Source organism: Rhizobium quercicola, assembly GCF_021168455.1.
GTDB classification, from domain to species: Bacteria; Pseudomonadota; Alphaproteobacteria; order Rhizobiales; family Rhizobiaceae; genus Ferranicluibacter; species Ferranicluibacter quercicola.
Window position 1 is genome coordinate 38,532 of sequence record NZ_JAJOZR010000009.1, and the last position, 15,536, is coordinate 54,067.

16 protein-coding genes are annotated in these 15,536 nt (G+C 65.2%); 8 read left to right on the plus strand and 8 right to left on the minus strand.

From position 1 onward, the window contains the following. Positions 1-23: 23 nt before the first annotated feature. A complete protein-coding gene (locus LRX75_RS14745; protein ID WP_231815531.1) occupies positions 24-761 on the minus strand; it encodes a class I SAM-dependent methyltransferase in 738 nt (245 codons plus the stop codon). 40 nt (positions 762-801) lie between these two features. After that, entirely contained in the window at positions 802-2,061 is a 1,260-nt protein-coding gene (locus LRX75_RS14750; protein ID WP_231815532.1) for a multidrug effflux MFS transporter, read from the minus strand. A 614-nt stretch (positions 2,062-2,675) separates the two neighbouring features. Here LRX75_RS14750 and LRX75_RS14755 point away from each other — a divergent pair. Genes LRX75_RS14755 through LRX75_RS14765 form a run of 3 tightly spaced genes read left to right on the plus strand, consistent with a single transcriptional unit; the run spans position 2,676 to position 4,836 of the window. Further along, complete coding sequence (locus LRX75_RS14755; protein ID WP_231815533.1) at positions 2,676-3,422, plus strand: AzlC family ABC transporter permease; 747 nt, start codon at positions 2,676-2,678, stop codon at positions 3,420-3,422. 13 nt (positions 3,423-3,435) lie between these two features. Further along, positions 3,436-3,780, plus strand: coding sequence for an AzlD domain-containing protein (locus LRX75_RS14760; protein WP_092934049.1), 345 nt, complete (start codon positions 3,436-3,438; stop codon positions 3,778-3,780). A gap of 51 nt (positions 3,781-3,831) precedes the next feature. Continuing rightward, a complete protein-coding gene (locus tag LRX75_RS14765) occupies positions 3,832-4,836 on the plus strand; it encodes a hypothetical protein (RefSeq protein ID WP_231815534.1) in 1,005 nt (334 codons plus the stop codon). A gap of 328 nt (positions 4,837-5,164) precedes the next feature. Here LRX75_RS14765 and LRX75_RS14770 read toward each other — a convergent pair whose 3' ends face one another. Beyond that, positions 5,165-5,470 (minus strand): LexA family protein, encoded by a 306-nt coding sequence (locus tag LRX75_RS14770; RefSeq protein ID WP_231815535.1) that lies wholly within the window; start codon positions 5,468-5,470, stop codon positions 5,165-5,167. Between the two features lie 256 nt (positions 5,471-5,726). Here LRX75_RS14770 and LRX75_RS14775 point away from each other — a divergent pair, with 256 nt between their 5' ends. Then, positions 5,727-6,542, plus strand: a complete 816-nt coding sequence (locus LRX75_RS14775; protein WP_231815536.1) for a calcium-binding protein — start codon at positions 5,727-5,729, stop codon at positions 6,540-6,542. Between the two features lie 247 nt (positions 6,543-6,789). Here LRX75_RS14775 and LRX75_RS14780 read toward each other — a convergent pair whose 3' ends face one another. Further along, positions 6,790-7,290 carry a peptide deformylase gene (locus LRX75_RS14780; RefSeq protein ID WP_231815537.1) on the minus strand — a complete coding sequence of 167 codons (501 nt, stop codon included), beginning with the start codon at positions 7,288-7,290 and terminating at the stop codon, positions 6,790-6,792. Positions 7,291-7,632: 342 nt separating this feature from the next. On the opposite strand from LRX75_RS14780, the gene mgtE reads away from it, so the two are divergent. Together mgtE and LRX75_RS14790 are read left to right on the plus strand one after the other, a co-directional pair. Then, entirely contained in the window at positions 7,633-9,060 is a 1,428-nt protein-coding gene (gene mgtE, locus LRX75_RS14785; RefSeq protein ID WP_231815538.1) for a magnesium transporter, read from the plus strand. Positions 9,061-9,186: 126 nt separating this feature from the next. Next, complete coding sequence (locus LRX75_RS14790) at positions 9,187-9,573, plus strand: MerR family transcriptional regulator (protein WP_113151920.1); 387 nt, start codon at positions 9,187-9,189, stop codon at positions 9,571-9,573. 142 nt (positions 9,574-9,715) lie between these two features. Here LRX75_RS14790 and LRX75_RS14795 read toward each other — a convergent pair whose 3' ends face one another. Further along, complete coding sequence (locus LRX75_RS14795; protein WP_231815539.1) at positions 9,716-10,726, minus strand: heparan-alpha-glucosaminide N-acetyltransferase; 1,011 nt, start codon at positions 10,724-10,726, stop codon at positions 9,716-9,718. Between the two features lie 114 nt (positions 10,727-10,840). Continuing rightward, the gene (locus tag LRX75_RS14800) at positions 10,841-11,524 is read right to left on the minus strand and encodes a DUF599 domain-containing protein (RefSeq protein ID WP_231815540.1); all 684 of its coding nucleotides are present in this window, start codon (positions 11,522-11,524) and stop codon (positions 10,841-10,843) included. A gap of 169 nt (positions 11,525-11,693) precedes the next feature. Between LRX75_RS14800 and LRX75_RS14805 the strand changes: the two genes are divergently transcribed. Then, positions 11,694-13,094, plus strand: coding sequence for an L-serine ammonia-lyase (locus LRX75_RS14805; RefSeq protein WP_231815541.1), 1,401 nt, complete (start codon positions 11,694-11,696; stop codon positions 13,092-13,094). Between the two features lie 50 nt (positions 13,095-13,144). Continuing rightward, positions 13,145-13,573 (plus strand): DUF1489 family protein, encoded by a 429-nt coding sequence (locus tag LRX75_RS14810; RefSeq protein WP_231815542.1) that lies wholly within the window; start codon positions 13,145-13,147, stop codon positions 13,571-13,573. A gap of 77 nt (positions 13,574-13,650) precedes the next feature. Here the strand turns inward: LRX75_RS14810 and LRX75_RS14815 are convergent, their stop codons facing one another. Together LRX75_RS14815 and LRX75_RS14820 are read right to left on the minus strand one after the other, a co-directional pair. Beyond that, entirely contained in the window at positions 13,651-13,920 is a 270-nt protein-coding gene (locus LRX75_RS14815; protein WP_113151924.1) for a hypothetical protein, read from the minus strand. Positions 13,921-14,039: 119 nt separating this feature from the next. Beyond that, positions 14,040-15,515, minus strand: a complete 1,476-nt coding sequence (locus LRX75_RS14820; protein WP_420851211.1) for an SPOR domain-containing protein — start codon at positions 15,513-15,515, stop codon at positions 14,040-14,042. Positions 15,516-15,536 lie beyond the last annotated feature (21 nt).

The following is a 15,536-nucleotide window of genomic DNA, read 5'->3' on the forward strand; positions in this document are numbered from 1 at the left end:
CGAACGGGTGCGGCAGGAGCGTCTCAGGTACCGATCCTTCGGGCGGAGACGAGGAGCATCATGGGGCGTTCCAGCTCCTCGGCCAGCTCCGGCGTGGCCGCGATCTGGTCCGGCGTGGGGGCGAATTCGGCGATGTGGCGCAGCGCGAAACTGGCGCCGATCAGCGTGTTGAGCGTCGTCGCCAGGGTGCGATGGTATTTGCGCACGCCCTTGGCGAACCAGTCGGTTCGCCGTTCGCCTTCGAGGGCGTAGCCATTCACCGGCCAGGTCTTGCGGCCGTCTTCATCGGCGATCCAGTGGGGGGGGCGCGCCGCCATGAAGATCGGATGCTCGATGGTGAAGACCAGATCGCCGCCGTCGACCAGCGCAGATGCGATCGTCGTCGCGAGCCTTTGAAAGTCCGCGACATAGTGGAAGGCGAGCGCGCTGTAGACGAGATCGAAGCGGGCCTGCGGCAGGTCGAGGGTCTCGAGGTCGGCGATGTGGTAGGCGATCGCCGGGTCCGCCGTATCGGCCTTCGCCCGGGCGATCATGTTTTCCGAGAGATCGTATCCGTGGACGCCTGCGGCACCCTGCGCGCGCATCCAGCGCGCCGCCCAGCCGAAACCGCAGCCGAGATCCGCAATGGTCCTGCCCGCAAGCGCGGGCAGCATGGCGCGGATAGCGGGCCATTCGGGCGCGCCGTCCAGCCCCTTCACCTGCCGGGGCAGCTGGCTGTAGCCGCTGAAGAAGGCGGGGTCGTCGTAGATATTCTGCGCCATCATCGTCTCCGGCAGAGGGCATCGGGAGGGGTGACAGCCATTATGCCCGGGGCGGGCGCGGATGGCCATGGCCGCGCTCTGCGGATCCTTCTGCCGGCCGGACGGGCTCGATTGCCGCCGCACCGCCGTGTCCCGCCCATTCCGTCAGGAGGACGGCGGCGATGCCGGCGGTGGCGAGCGCCGTCGCGAGGGTGAAGAGGGTTCCGTCGTAGAACCGGCCGAAGAGCGTGGCGAAGAGGGCGGAGACGAGGCTGGAGCCGGAGGCGATGAGGGAGGCGCCGAGGCCGGCCATGTGTCCGAGCGGGCGCATGGCCATGGCGTTGAGATTGCCGAAGAGGATGCCGATGGCGAAGAAGGCGGGGAAGGCGAGACCCAGGAAGAGGGCGAGCGGTGGTTTGCCGGACCAGAGGGCGGAGGCGGCGAGGAGCGCCAGCCCGGCTGCGATCAGGCCCGCATAGCCGGCGCGCGCCATCGCCTCCATGCCGAAGCGCCGGACGCATCGCGCATTGATGAAGGAGGCGAGGCCGACGCCGAGCGCGAGCAGGGCGAAGTAGGCCGGGAAGGTTTCGGCGATGCCATAGACGTCGAAGAAGAGATCGGCGGCGGTCGCGAGATAGAGGAGCTGCGCGCCGAAGACGAGGCCGGTCGCCCCGATGAGAAGGGTCACGCGGCGCGAGGCGAGGATGCGGAGGGCATTGGCGAGAAGGGTTTTCGGGCGGAAAGGGATACGGCGCTCCGGCGGCAGCGTTTCGGGCTGGCGACGGAAGACCCAGAGGCCGAGCAGGAGCGCGATGGCGAGATAGGCGGCGAAGATGGCGCGCCAGCCGGCAAGCGCGGTCAACCCCTGCGCCAGAAGCGGCGCCAGCATGGGCACGAGGATGAAGAGCGTGAACATGAGGGAGAGGATGCGCGCCATGGCATCGCCCTCGAACTGGTCGCGGATCATGGCGCGCGTGGCGATCTTCGGGCCGGCGACGCCGATGCCCTGAAGGATGCGGCCGAGCACCAGCACGGGAAGCGATGCCGACTGCAGCGCGACGAGCGTGCCCACGACATAGACGCCGAGGCCGAGAAGGAGGGCCTTGCGGCGCCCGACGGCGTCCGACAGCGGCCCGAGGAAAAGCTCGCCGATGGCCATGCCCAGCACGAAGAGTGCGATGACGGACTGGGTGGAGAGCGGCGGCGCGGCCGCCATGTCCGTCCCGATCCGCCGCAGCGCCGGCAGCAGGCCATCGATGCTGAGCGCGGTGAGAGACGTCAGGCCGGCATAGAGAAGGATCCGCTCGCGCAGGCTGGTCATCGGGGTCCTCGAAGGCGGAATGATGGTTGCAGGTCGGGCGACCGTGCGGGCTGGGCCGGACGGTTGTCAAGATCGTCCGGGACTTGGAGAATATCGGAAACGCCCATGACCGTCCTTGCCGTCGCGGAGGCGAAGGGAGGTGCAAATCGCCGGCGGATCGGCAGCCACGCTGCCGGCAGGACGTTGCGCGTCTGTCGAGCGATGAGAGGTGACGGACGACTCTGCGTCATCCCCGACATGCTCCGGGCCAGCCGGCACGCGTTCGTGTGCCGAAACGACGCGTCCGACCTGACGGATGTCGGATCGCTCGATCCCGGATCATGTCGGGGGGGAGGTGGATGGGCAGCCCTCCGGGATCGCACCCTTGCAGACGGGCCTTTCTGCAGGGACCTCGTCGCGAGGGGCCGCACCGCATCGCGCGAGAGAGGTCGATTCGGTTTGTGTTGCGTGCGACGCTGTGCCGGGTGCGCTGTTCGCGCATGGCGACGGCGTCACCGGCCGGTGTTGCAGGGCAGGAATGGCTTGACGGGGGAACGTGGTCGCGCCATCTGGTCCGGCAGTGAGGTTCAGGCACCGTTTGCGGCCGATGGCGGGACGGGGCGGGAAAGGGCGGCGTGGCTTACTTCAGGGACGACGGCAGCGCGGGAACGGCGGGGTTCTGGTTTCTCAAAGGCGTGCAGGGCATCTTCAGCCTGCCGGCGGCGATCCTCCTGATTTCCTTCGTCGGCTTCACGGCCTTCGCGCAGCAGTCGGGCGTGCCGGTGGATCAGGCGGTGTTCATGACGGGAATCGTCTGGGCGCTGCCGGCGAAGCTCATTCTGGTCGGCTCGATCCAGTCCGGGGCGAACCTTCTCGCCGCCTTCGTGGCGGTGACGCTGTCGTCGATCCGGCTGATGCCGATGGTGGCGGCGCTGATCCCGGAGATCCGGGCGGAGAAGACGCGCACCTTCGTGCTGCTGATCGTCTCCCACCTGATCGCGGTGACCGCCTGGGTCATGGCGATGGAGCGGGTGCAGCATGTGCCGCGGGTGCACCGCGTCGCCTATGTGCTCGGGCTCGGGCTGACGCTTGTGCTGGCCAACATGATCGTCGTCGGCGTGCTCTACCAGTATGTGGCGGAGTTTCCGCCGATCGTCGCCGGTTGCCTGTTCTTCCTGACGCCGGTCTATTTCCTCGCCTCCATCTGGAGTTCCGGGCGGCATCCGGTGATCCATATCGCGCTGGTGGTCGGCCTGCTGCTCGGGCCGTTCGCCACGCTTTACGCGCCGGATTTCGATCTGCTGCTCTCCGGCCTCGTCGGGGGCACGCTCGCCTGGGGGCTCGACGTGCTGCGCCGGCGGCGGCTGCAGGCCCGGGTATGAGGGAGGTTTGGGCATGAACTGGCAACCCGATGCCTGGGGCTATGTCTTCATCGCGATCGCCGGGTTTCTGGCGACCGACATCTGGCGGTGGCTGGGCGTCGTCGCCGGGCGGCGGCTGCGCGAGGATTCCGAGGTTCTCAACTGGGTGCGGGCCGTGGCGACCGCGCTGGTGGCGGGCGTCGTCTCCAAGCTGATCGTCTTTCCCACCGGCGTTCTGGAAAGCTCGCCGCTCTGGCTGCGCGTCGGCTCGATCGCGGTCGGAGCGCTCGCCTTCTTTCTCGGCCGGCAGGTGCCGGCGATCGGCATCGCCTCGGCCATCGCCTTTCTGGGGGCGGGGCTCTATCTTCTCGGGTTCTGACACGAGACGACCCGACACGAGACGACCTGACACCAAAGGCGCGGAGGCTCCATGGCCAGAGACAATCCCGGTCCGACCGACGGGCGGATGCCGCGTCGCCATGCGGGCGATGGCCCTCTGCCTGCGCGCCCGACCGCGCGGCCCGGACGGGCGGTGCTCTGCCTTCGCTGGCTGGTGCTGGCGGCCGTCGCCGCGCTGCTCGTCATGGTCAATCCGCTGGCGGACCGGGCGGCGCAGTACAATCGCGACGTGACCATCGGCAGCACGGCGCTCTACGGCACGCTGCGGGTGATGAACTCGGTGATGAGCGTGGCGAAGGACGCGGACGTGACCGGCGGCGTCGGCGTGGCCTCGGTGACGGCGAGCCCGGGGCAGCTGCTGCAGCCGGTGACGAACACGATCGACCGCATGGCCGACCTCCTGTTCTGGCTCGCCATCGTCTCGGGCGTGCTCTCCACGCTGTTTTTGCCGGTCGCCAAGGTGGCCGCCATCGGCCTTGCCGGCGTGTCGCTGCTGCGGGCGGGCGCGAGCCTCACGCGCCGTCGGCTGCCGCGCGCGGCCGAGCGTCTGGCGCATGCTGTGCTGACGCTCTGCCTGCTGGGGGCCGTCGTGCTGCCGCTCTCCTATGCCGTCGCCTTCCACGCCGGAGCGCGCATGACGGACGATGCCTGGCGGGGTGCGACCGTGGTGTTCGACCGGATCAACGCCGATTACGATGCGGAGGCCGTCGGGCAGATCGATGCGCTGCGCGAGAGCCACGCGCCCGCGGCCCCGCAGGCCGCACCGGACACGAGTTTCCTCGGGCGGCTCGGCTCGGCGGTCGACCAGTCGCAATCGGCCATCTCCGGCACGGTCTCGGCGGCCTCCGGGCTGGTGACCTCGCTGACGGAGGGCGTCGCGTCGAAGACCAAGGTCATCACCGACGGCATCGCGATCTCCTCGGACCTCTTCACCGCCTCGATCGCCATCGCGGTATCCTACCTCGTGAAGATATTGGTGATGCCGCTGCTGATTCTCGGCGCGGCACTGTTTCTGATGCGGGCGGCATTTCGGTAAGGCGTACGCGCAGACCTCGCGCGGTGTCATCCCCGGGCCTTGGACCGCGGCTCTTCTCCGTTGATATCACTGCTGCAACTGCCCGATCGTCGTCGCGTCGTCTGCCGGCACCGAGGCGCGGATCGAACAGACGTTCGCAGGAGACGTAGAAATTGTTGCAGTCGATAAGGGCGATCGGCTCTGGCATGGCGGGTCACGCGATCGGACAGCGGCGGACGACGCCGGCGACGACACCCCAGATCTCCGTCGTCTCCGTTACCTTGATCGGGCGATAGTCGGGATTGTCGCTGTTCGGATCGAGCCAGATCTCGCCGTTGCGGCGCGCGACCTACTTGGCGGTGATCTCGCCATCGACGACGGCGATCACCACGCGGCCGACCCGCATCTTGCCGGCGCGATCGACCGCGATCATGTCGCCGTCGCAGATCCCCTCGCGCGTCAGGCTCTCGCCGGAGACGCGCCACCAGAAGGTCGAGGTCTCGTGCCGGACGATCCAGGCGATCGGATCGACCACGTCCTCCAGATCATCGGCGGCCGGCGAGGGGAAGCCGGCCGGCACCCGGAGGCTGGAAACCTTGACGACAGAGCGCACGATATCGAGGGCAACCGGCGAGAGCGTCGGGTGCTGGAGCATGACGAATGAGATCCGATGTTTGTGTGTCCGAAAGCGTCGGTGAGCGCTTTCGTTCTACAAATGTTCTCATTCTCGCCGAGTGTCAATATGAAGCGGGCAATCTCCAAATGTCTATTTTTACCGCGACCCAAGCTTCAAGAGCAATTGTGAAGGGAGCGATGGAAACACATGCCAGCGGAGGCCGTGACGCCTGCTTTGCCATCTTGACGCCGTGCAATCAACGGGTGTTATGTCGGTTCATCAATAGGAGGGTGCAATGGGTGTCACAATACGCGTCGGGGGCGAGTACAGCCTGGACATGAGCGACTACGATTTCGATCTGTCGTCGCTGGAGGACGTTTACATATCATCGTACAATAAAACGACGATCAGCGGGTATGTGGGCAGCTTGAAGGTTGTCATCAACGGCAAGGGGTTCTCCTACAGCAGCGACGGATTGATCGGCGGAACCGTGACGGGCTTCACCGAGAAATATGGAAGCGCCCTTTACGCATCCGTATCGGGGCTCAACCTGTCGGTGAAGACGATCATCAAGCTGGCGGAAAGTGGAAGCGTGGCAGCGGTGCAGGCTGTCGTGAAAACAGCCCTGTCCGGGACTGACGATATCTACGGCAGCAACCACTCTGACGTCCTTTTCGGATACAACGGAAACGACACGCTTTCCGGCAACGGTGGCAATGATCGTCTTTTCGGCGGGGCCGGGAATGACAAGCTAACCGGTGGAATCGGCGGAGACGATCTCTTCGGAGAGGGTGGCAAGGATACATTCGTCTACAAATCTGTCAGTGATTCCAATGACCGGCTTGGCGTCGATACGATCTACGATTTCGCGGGCGCCGGTGGCGATCGGATCGATCTGTCGGCGATCGACGCCAACACCAAGACCGGAAAGAACGATGCCTTTGCCTTTATCGGCTCCAAGGCGTTCTCTGGTTCTGCCGGTGAACTCCGCGTAGAGAAGTTGGCGTCGGAGACCTATGTCTACGCCGACACCAACGGGGATAAAGTCGCCGATTTCCAGCTCCATTTCGATGACCCGCTCGTGCTGAGCAAGGGCTTCTTCATCCTCTGAGCTATCGCGAGCCGCGCATGGCACCGGTGCTTCGAGCAAGATGTCTCGTCGTAAGGCGTTACCGTCGCTCGGGTGCGTGACAAAATACACTATAAGAGTTCGTGATACTCGGATAAGATTATGTTTCTTAATGGGTTTTTTCTTATCACGATGCTTCTCGATCGCACCAAAAGAAACCGGCTCTGGCCGGTTTTTTTGTGTCATCTCATCAGCTTAGGCCCGATCCCTCCACCGGCGGGCGTTTGCCTCACGCCATCTTCACCGCCTTCTCATAGCGCTTCACCAACCGCTCCCGCTTCAGCCGCGACAGGCGCTGGAGCCAGAAGAGGCCGTTGATCTGGTCGATCTCGTGCTGCAGGCAGATGGAGAGGAGGCCGTCTGCGTTTTCTTCGCGCCAGTCGCCGTCGAGCGTCTGGTAGCGCACGGTCACGGTTGCAGGCCGCTCGACTGCATCGGTGAAGCCGGGCATGGAGACGCTGCCTTCCATGTGGCGGATCATGTCCGTGCCGGCGCTGAGGATCTGAGGGTTGACGAAGATCCGGGGTCCCGTCGTCGCGTCCGTCTCGATCACAGTGATCGCCTTGAGGATGCCGATATGCGGGCCGGTGATGCCGATGCCGGGGGCGGCGCGCATGGTGTCCAGCAGATCGCCGGCGAGCGCGGCAAGGTCGCGATCGAAGGTGGTGACGGGCGCTGCCGGCGTCTTCAGCCGGATGTCCGGGTAGCGAATGATCGGTCGGATCGTCATGTGGGCGGGCTCCGGCGGCGTCGGGACAGGGATGGGCGGTGTCGTGTTCGCTCGCTCTATATCATCCGGTTTCGCCGTCTGTATCGGCATCTCGGCCTGCGGCCCGAATGATGGCGGATTTGGAGGTGATTTGTGAGGTTCTGCAACAGCTTGAACAAATTTTCCCGATATGGTCGGCCTCTGCGTCATCTTCGGTAGACCCACGCCTTTTCATGGTCTAGCAGGGAGTGCGGCCGGCCCTGGTTTCCGGCCTGCAACCATCGAGACACTGGCAGAGCCTTCCCACACGCCTCGGGCATCGGTCCGGCGCCCGGAACGGCTGAACGATCGCGAGGCGGGCAGATGAGCAACACCGGCGACGACATGGACACGCGCGTTCTCGAAGCGGACGACGCCTATGATGGGGCCGACATCTACGCCGAGGATGGATCGGTCCGCTCCGATTACCTGATGCATGTCGGCGCGGCGATCGCCGACCGCGATGTGCTCTATCTTCGTCAGCACGTGGCGCGCCTGCACGCGTCCGAAATGGGCGATCTTCTCGAAGCCATCAATCCCGAACAGCGCCGCGCCATGGTCTCGTTGCTGGGCGACGCGTTCGATCTCTCGGCGCTGACGGAGGTGGATGAGGCGATCCGTATGGACATCGTCGAGCACCTGCCGAACGAACAGATCGCCGCAGCGCTTGGCGAGATGGATTCGGACGATGCCGTCTACATTCTCGAGGACATGGACCAGGAGGATCAGGAAGCGATCCTCGCCAAGCTGCCCTTCACGGAACGCGTGCGCCTGCGCCGCTCGCTCGACTATCCCGAATCGACCGCCGGCCGGCGTATGCAGACGGAGTTCGTGGCGGTGCCGCCGTTCTGGACGGTCGGCCAGACGATCGACTATATGCGCGAGGACACGGAGCTTCCCGAAAGCTTCACCCAGATCTTCGTGATCGACCCGACCTTCCGCCTGCTCGGCACGATCGATCTCGACCGCATCCTGCGCACCAAGCGCTCGGTGAAGATCGAATCGATCATGCGCGAAACCAACCACCCCGTGCCGGCCGAGATGGACCAGGAAGAGGCGGCACAGGTTTTCGAGCAGTACAATCTGCTTTCCGCCGCCGTCGTGGACGAGAATCAGCGCCTCGTCGGGGTGCTGACCATCGACGACGTCGTCGACGTCATTCAGGAAGAGGCCGAGGAGGACATCATGCGCCTCGGCGGCGTCGGCGACGAAGAGCTGTCCGACTCGGTCCTGGATACCTCGCGTTCCCGCGTCGTCTGGTTGATGGTCAACCTCTTCACCGCCATGCTGGCCGCCTCGGTCATCGGTCTGTTCGACAAGGCGATCGAGCACATCGTCGCGCTCGCCGTTCTCATGCCCATCGTCGCCGGCATGGGCGGCAATGCGGGTTCGCAGACGATGACGGTGACGGTGCGCGCGCTGGCGACGCGCGATCTCGATATCCACAACGCCTTCCGCGTCATCCGGCGCGAGGCGGGCGTCGGCCTCATCAACGGCGCGCTGTTCGGCTTGCTCATCGGTCTTGCTGCCGGCACCTGGTTCCAGAGCGCGGATATCGGCGGCATCATTGCGACCGCCATGCTGATCAACATGATCGCGGCGGCTCTGGCGGGGATCTTCATTCCCCTGCTGCTCGACAAGTTCGGCGCGGACCCCGCCGTGTCGTCCGCGGTCTTCGTGACCACCGTCACGGATGTCACCGGATTCTTCGCGTTTCTCGGCCTTGCCACCTGGTGGTTCGGCATTCACTGACGGGAAAGCTGCCGGCTTTTTTCGCGGTTCGGGTGCCCGCGCGGCACCGGTCAGACGATCTGTCAGCATGCATTGACTTTTACGTAAAAGTCGCACAGGATTTGCCTCTGGCAGATGAGGCATGGTTTGGACAAGTATTATACCATCACGGAACTGACACGGGAATTCGGTGTCTCCACGCGCACGCTTCGTTTTTACGAAGACGAAGGGCTGATCCATCCCGAGCGGCGCGGGCGGACGCGTTTCTTCCGCTCGACGGACCGGCACCTGATCAAGGAGATCCTGCGGGGACGGCGGATCGGCTTCAGCATCTCGGAGATCCGCGAGATCATTCAGGTCTACAAGGAGCCGCCGGGCGAGGCCGGGCAGCTCCGGCTGATGATGAAGCGGCTGGAAGACAAGCGCGTGGAGCTCATCCAGAAGCGCCGCGACATCGAGGAAACGCTCGAGGAAATGAGCAATGTCGAGGAAGCCTGCCTGACCCGTCTGGCCGAAATCGGCGTCGGCACCTGATACCACCGCATAGGACCGCATGACGCACGCCGCGACAGACCTCTGTCGCGGCGTTTTTCGTCAAAGCGCGCCGTCCGGAAATGTGCAGCGGCTTCGGGCGAACGACATGCGTCTTGACAGGCAAGCCGCGGTACTGGCCGCGCTATTCCTGCGCCTTCATCGTGCACCGCCCGGCAATCTCCGAGATACGGCTGTCCGTGCGCACGTCAATCTGTCCCTGATTGAGCGGATCGAGCAGATTCTGTTCCACCAGCCGGTCCAGCGTGCAGCCGCAGAGGCGCGTGCAGAACGCTTCCGTCTGGTTGGCGGTGCAGGTCGCCATGCAGGTTAATTGGAGAGCCTGCCGCGGATCGGGAGCGGGTGCCGGGTAGACCATGGCGAAAAGCGCGACCAGTGAGAGCAGCAGCGGCTGATGGATGAGGTAGATCGGCAGGCTGTGACGGCCGGCAAAGGCGAGGCCGCGCGCAGCTTTGTTCGGCCGACCGTCCGACGGCGCGGTACGGTCCAGCCAATTTCCGGCCAGCGCGATGCGGCCGAGCGCGATGCCGGTGAGGAACGGGGCGAGCCATGGCAGCAGAGGCACGTAGTCGTTCGACCGCGGCAGTGTTTCCGAGAGCCCGACCCACCAGAGCGCCGGCGTATCGAAGAAGGCCGACCGCAGGTAGAGCGGCGCAACGAAGGCGGCTGCGGCCGCCGCCAGCGTGACCACGACCGGCAGGCGGAGAAACAGAAGGCCGATGAGGCTGGCGGCTGCAATCGAATGGAGAATGCCGAAGAAGATGAAGCCCGAGGGAAAGGCAAACCACGTCGCGAGACTGATCACGGCGGCCGCGGCTGCGATCTTGGCGAGGCGGATCAGGAACGCACGGCGCCGGAAGCGCGGGACGTGGCCGAGCACGAGGCTGAAGCCGGCGAGCAGCAGAAAGCTGCTGGCGATGCCCCGCGCATAATATTTGAAGAGGCCGGTGCTCACGGTCGCGGGCGCGAGATAGCCGAAATATTCGAGATCCCAGGAAAAATGGTAGCTCGCCATGGCGAGGATCGCGATGCCCCGGACGACGTCGAGCCAGCCGAGGCGGCGGCGACGCGTTTCCGCCGGTGGCGGCACGGAGGCTTCGGGAGACGGCGGTACCGCCAATTCGGTCTGTGACATGGGACATTCCCCTAAAACATGCCCGGCGGAGGGCGACGCCGGTTGCGAACCGGCGCATGCGCGGACATCAGGACGAAGAGCGGACAGGTCTCGGCCCGCGATGACGGGAACGGATCAGGGCTCCAGCAGCGCCTCCCGCGCTTCGGAAAAGAACTGGCGGCGGAAGAGGACGACGATGACGATGCCGGTGGCGCCCATCAGGATATAGGGGCTGACGAACCAGCCGAGATAACCGATCGACAGGAAAATGCTGCGCAGCCCGGCATTGAAGTGCATGGCGGCGACCACATTCATCCGGATGGCCCGCTCGGCCGCCCGTTCCGCTGCCGCCCGGTCGAGCTTCGCTTCCGACAGCATGGGTATGCCGCCGATCAGGATCGAGCAATAGTTGAACAGGCGGTAAGACCATCCGAACTTGAAGAAGGCATAGCCGAAGATGCAGGTGAGACCGCCGACCTTCAGCTCGAAGGCCGTGCGACCGCCCTGGAACACGTAGGGAAGGTCGTTGAAGATCGCCTGCGCCTCCATCGCCCGGCCGAGGAGAGCAAAGCACCCGCCGAGGGCGAAGATGCAGGTGGACGCGAAGAAGGCGGTGCCGGCCTGCAGGCCGGCGATGATTTGGGTGTCGATCATCTTCAGGTCGCGATTGAGCGAATTGAGAATCCAGCGGCGCCGGCGCTCGATCATCAGCCGCGACAGGCTCGTGCGGCCGAAGACGGTGCGCCGGTCCGTCACCCAGACATAGCCGCCCCATAGAGCCGCGAACACAAAGAGTGCGATATAATCGACCAGAACCATGCGGCTCTTGTGGCATGCCCGCCCGAAAAAGCAATATGCTGTAAAGCAAGGCCGATCTGCATGTCGCGCGCGTCCAACCGGATGTCGGTCGATCACCGCCCGGAGGGGCCGGCCATGCCCTATGGTCGGGTAAGAGGAATGCGCAGATCCGGCGCAGATCGGGGTTTCGATGTTTCTTTCGGTTTTCGACGTCTTCAAGATCGGCATCGGCCCGTCGAGCTCGCACACCATGGGGCCAATGTCGGCGGCCAACCGGTTTCTGGACCTGATCCTGTCGTCGGACTGGCCACGTCCGGCCGGTGCCGCCGTGGCTTCCATCACCGCAAGCCTGCACGGCTCGCTCGCCTTTACCGGCATCGGCCACGGCTCCGGCAGGGCGGTCGTGCTCGGGCTGATGGGGGAGCGTCCCGACAGGGTGGATCCCGACCGCATGGAGGCGATCATCGAGGGTGTCGAGCGAACCGGAGAAATTACGCCGCCGGGCCACCCCGCCTACCGCTTCCAGCCGAAGATCGATCTGGTGTTCGACAAGAAGGTGCCGCTTCCCGGCCACGCCAACGGCATGTCGTTCTCCGCCTTCGACAAGGACGGCCGCCTGCTCCTGAAACGGATCTACTATTCCATCGGTGGCGGCTTCGTGGTGACGGATACGGAGCTTGAGGCGATGCGCGCCTCCAAGACCAAGCCGGGTGGCGTCAAGGTGCCCTATCCCTTCGCCAGTGCGAAGCAGATGCTGGACATGGCGGCGCGGTCGGGCCTTTCGATCGCGCAGATGAAGCGCGCGAACGAGGAATGTTCGATGTCGCGCGAGGAGCTGGATGCCGGCCTCGACCGGATCTGGGCCGCGATGAAAAGCTGTATCGAGCGCGGGCTCGCGCAGGAAGGCATTCTGCCGGGCGGGCTTAAAGTTCGCCGCCGCGCCGGGATGATCCATGACAAGCTGGAACAGGAATGGCGCTCCAACAAGGTCAATCCGCTGCTCGCCAATGATTGGCTAAGCGTCTACGCGATGGCGGTCAACGAGGAGAATGCGGCCGGCGGCCGGGTCGTGACCTCGCCCACCAACGGCGCCGCAGGCGTCGTGCCGGCAACCATCCGCTACTACCTGCATTTTCACGAGGATGCGGATGACGACGGCATTCGCGACTATCTGCTGACCGCAGCCGCCATCGGCGGCATCATCAAGTTCAACGCCTCGATTTCCGGCGCCGAAGTCGGCTGTCAGGGGGAGGTGGGCTCCGCCTCGGCCATGGCCGCCGCCGGTCTCGCCGCCGTCATGGGCGCAACACCGGAGCAGATCGAGAATGCCGCCGAAATCGCGCTGGAACATCATCTGGGCATGACCTGCGATCCGGTGGGCGGGCTCGTGCAGGTGCCCTGCATCGAGCGCAACGCGCTGGGCGCCGTCAAGGCGGTCACCGCGGCGTCGCTCGCCCTCAAGGGGGACGGCAGCCATTTCGTGCCGCTGGATGCCTGCATCGAAACCATGCGCCAGACCGGCGTCGATATGCACGACAAGTACAAGGAGACCTCGACCGGTGGCCTCGCGGTCAATGTCGTCGAGTGCTGAGCGAGCCTGCCTCTTGACGCCGCTCCGGCAAGGGTGTTGAACGCGCCATCATGGCCTTGCATCTTCTCAAGCTTTGCGTCGGCGCGAATTCGATCGACGATCTGCGCGAATGGGTCGCCCACCGGGCGCTGAACGCGATGTCCGCCGGCCACGCGCCGCACTCCTTTCACACCACCCGCATGGTGCCGAAGCGGATGGAGGAACTGCTCGACGGCGGGTCCCTCTACTGGGTCATCAAGGGGCAGGTGCAGGCCCGCCAGCGCCTGCTCGACATCACCACGTTCACGGACGGGGAAGGCATCGGGCGCTGCAATCTCATCCTCGGCCCCGAGGTCATCGATACGGATTTCCAGCCGCGGCGCCCCTTTCAGGGCTGGCGCTATCTCACGGACGCCGATGCACCACGCGATCTCGCCTCGGAGACGGCCGACATGCCGAGTGAGCTGCGCCGCGAACTGACCGAACTCGGCCTTCTCTGAACGACCTTGCCTGAACGGAAAGAGCCCGCCGGTGGAAACCACACGGCGGGCTCTTCCTGTTGGGTAGGTGCCTGAGCTTACTTGATCCGAAGCCGGACCGGGCGGCGCGAGGAGGGCGCCGTGACATGCAGGTGGATCGCGACGTCCGGCTGCGTCGAGCGCCAGGCCCGGGCGCCATGGGTGAGAAGCATTCCCACCAGATCCTTGGTTTTCGACCGGGGCTTGGCCCCGAGTTCCGCAATCCGCATCGCCGCCTCGTGGAGCGGATGAAGGCCCCGGCGCGGCGCGCGGCGAACCTTGTTGTCGGGCACCAGCGGTGCTCCCGAGCCATTCTCATTCATCGACATGACTGACCCCGTTACGCAAAACAAATCCGAGGAGGAGGCCGGCGGAACTGAGAGGTGCCGGCGCTCGAAAGTTGGGGGCGGGTCGGCGGCGTCGCCGGCCTGCCCTTGAAGCGGTCGTCTTACTGAGCCGCAGCCCAGCAGGCGAAACCCTTCTTCTTCAGCGCGGCGCAGGCGTTGATGGCCTTGTCCTGGCTGGAGAAGCCGCCGAAGCGGGCGCGGTAGAGCTGGCTGCTGCCACTGGAGACGGCGACGGTGAAGGGCTTTGCGGCCGACAGAGCCTTGCCGCCCTTTTCCTTGGCATTGCCGAGAAGGGTCATGGCCTGGCCCTTGTCCGGCGTTGCGCCGATCTGGATGATCCAGCCGGAAGACGGTGCGACGACCTCGTCTTCGGTGACGGGCTCGGAGACCGTCTTCGCGACGGAATTGGTCACCTGACGGTCGATGGTCGTGTTGGTTCCGAGGGCGGCGAGCTTCTGGCTCTGGGCTTCCAGCGTGTTGGGCTTGGCCGCGAGAACCGGGTTGGCGCTGACCTTGGGTTCGGCGGCGTAGGCGACTTCGACGCTGCGGGTGGTCTCTTCGCTGTAGCGTGCGCCCGGCAGCGGGCCGCTATTGGGCAGGTTGAAGCTGCCGCCGGTGACGGCTGCGGTCGAGACGGGGCGCTGCTGCGCTTCCGAAAGGGTGGGCGCGTCCTGCGTTTCGGCAACGAGATTGCCGCTGCCGCTGCGCGAGGCTGCCGGCATGTACTTGGCAACAAGCGCGCGCATCTGGGCGTCGCGGGCGCCGCCCGACTTGCCGCCGAGCACGACGCCGACGATGCTGCGGCCATCGGCCTGGGCCGAGGTCACGAGGTTGAAGCCGGCCGCGCGGGTGTAGCCCGTCTTGATGCCGTCGACGCCGCGGACATTGCCGAGAAGCCGGTTGTGATTGCCGATGACCTGCTTGCCGAAGCGGAAGCTGCGGGTCGAGAAATAGCTGTAATACTGCGGAAAATGCTGGCGGAGGGCCATGCCGAGCCGTGCCTGGTCGCGTGCCGTCGTCATCTGGTCGTCGTTCGGCAGGCCGTTGGCATTGCGATAGGTGGTGCGCGTCATGCCGAGCGCACGGGCCTTGCTGGTCATGATCCGGGCGAAGCGGTCTTCCGAGCCGCCGAGGAATTCGCCGAGCGCCGTGGCCGCGTCGTTGGCCGAGCGTGTGACGAGCGCCTGGATGGCCTGCTCGACGGTGATCGTCTGGCCGGCGCGTACGCCGAGCTTGGACGGCGGTTCGGCGGAGGCCTTCTTCGTGAAGGGGACGGGCGTGTCCTTGCGGACCTTGCCGGCTTCCAGCGCTTCGAAGGTGAGGTAGAGGGTCATCATCTTCGTCAGCGATGCGGGATAGCGCAGGCTATCGGCATCCTCGCTGTAGAGCACCTTGCCGGTTTTCGCATCGACGACGATGCCGGCATAATTGGCTGCCAGGGCAGGTGCTGCGAAAACACAGACCGCCACGACGGAGGCAACGATCATACGTGAAGCCGCTTTGAAGAATGGGGTCGGCTGACGCTCGGTGGAACCGTTCAATGTTGGCATGGACACTACGCTTCTCTTCATTCTCAGATCAAAAATTGTCGTCCGGGC

What these genes read in the sequence shown, in the direction of transcription:
- LRX75_RS14815 (WP_113151924.1), bottom strand. Translation starts at nt 13,920, where the DNA reads ATGTCGATGAATGAGAATGGCTCGGGAGCACCGCTGGTGCCCGACAAC.
- LRX75_RS14765 (WP_231815534.1), top strand. Translation starts at nt 3,832, where the DNA reads ATGGCCAGAGACAATCCCGGTCCGACCGACGGGCGGATGCCGCGTCGC.
- LRX75_RS14745 (WP_231815531.1), bottom strand. Translation starts at nt 761, where the DNA reads ATGGCGCAGAATATCTACGACGACCCCGCCTTCTTCAGCGGCTACAGC.
- mgtE (WP_231815538.1), top strand. Translation starts at nt 7,633, where the DNA reads ATGAGCAACACCGGCGACGACATGGACACGCGCGTTCTCGAAGCGGAC.
- LRX75_RS14750 (WP_231815532.1), bottom strand. Translation starts at nt 2,061, where the DNA reads ATGACCAGCCTGCGCGAGCGGATCCTTCTCTATGCCGGCCTGACGTCT.
- LRX75_RS14805 (WP_231815541.1), top strand. Translation starts at nt 11,694, where the DNA reads ATGTTTCTTTCGGTTTTCGACGTCTTCAAGATCGGCATCGGCCCGTCG.
- LRX75_RS14800 (WP_231815540.1), bottom strand. Translation starts at nt 11,524, where the DNA reads ATGGTTCTGGTCGATTATATCGCACTCTTTGTGTTCGCGGCTCTATGG.
- LRX75_RS14770 (WP_231815535.1), bottom strand. Translation starts at nt 5,470, where the DNA reads ATGCTCCAGCACCCGACGCTCTCGCCGGTTGCCCTCGATATCGTGCGC.
- LRX75_RS14780 (WP_231815537.1), bottom strand. Translation starts at nt 7,290, where the DNA reads ATGACGATCCGACCGATCATTCGCTACCCGGACATCCGGCTGAAGACG.
- LRX75_RS14775 (WP_231815536.1), top strand. Translation starts at nt 5,727, where the DNA reads ATGGGTGTCACAATACGCGTCGGGGGCGAGTACAGCCTGGACATGAGC.
- LRX75_RS14795 (WP_231815539.1), bottom strand. Translation starts at nt 10,726, where the DNA reads ATGTCACAGACCGAATTGGCGGTACCGCCGTCTCCCGAAGCCTCCGTG.
- LRX75_RS14760 (WP_092934049.1), top strand. Translation starts at nt 3,436, where the DNA reads ATGAACTGGCAACCCGATGCCTGGGGCTATGTCTTCATCGCGATCGCC.
- LRX75_RS14810 (WP_231815542.1), top strand. Translation starts at nt 13,145, where the DNA reads ATGGCCTTGCATCTTCTCAAGCTTTGCGTCGGCGCGAATTCGATCGAC.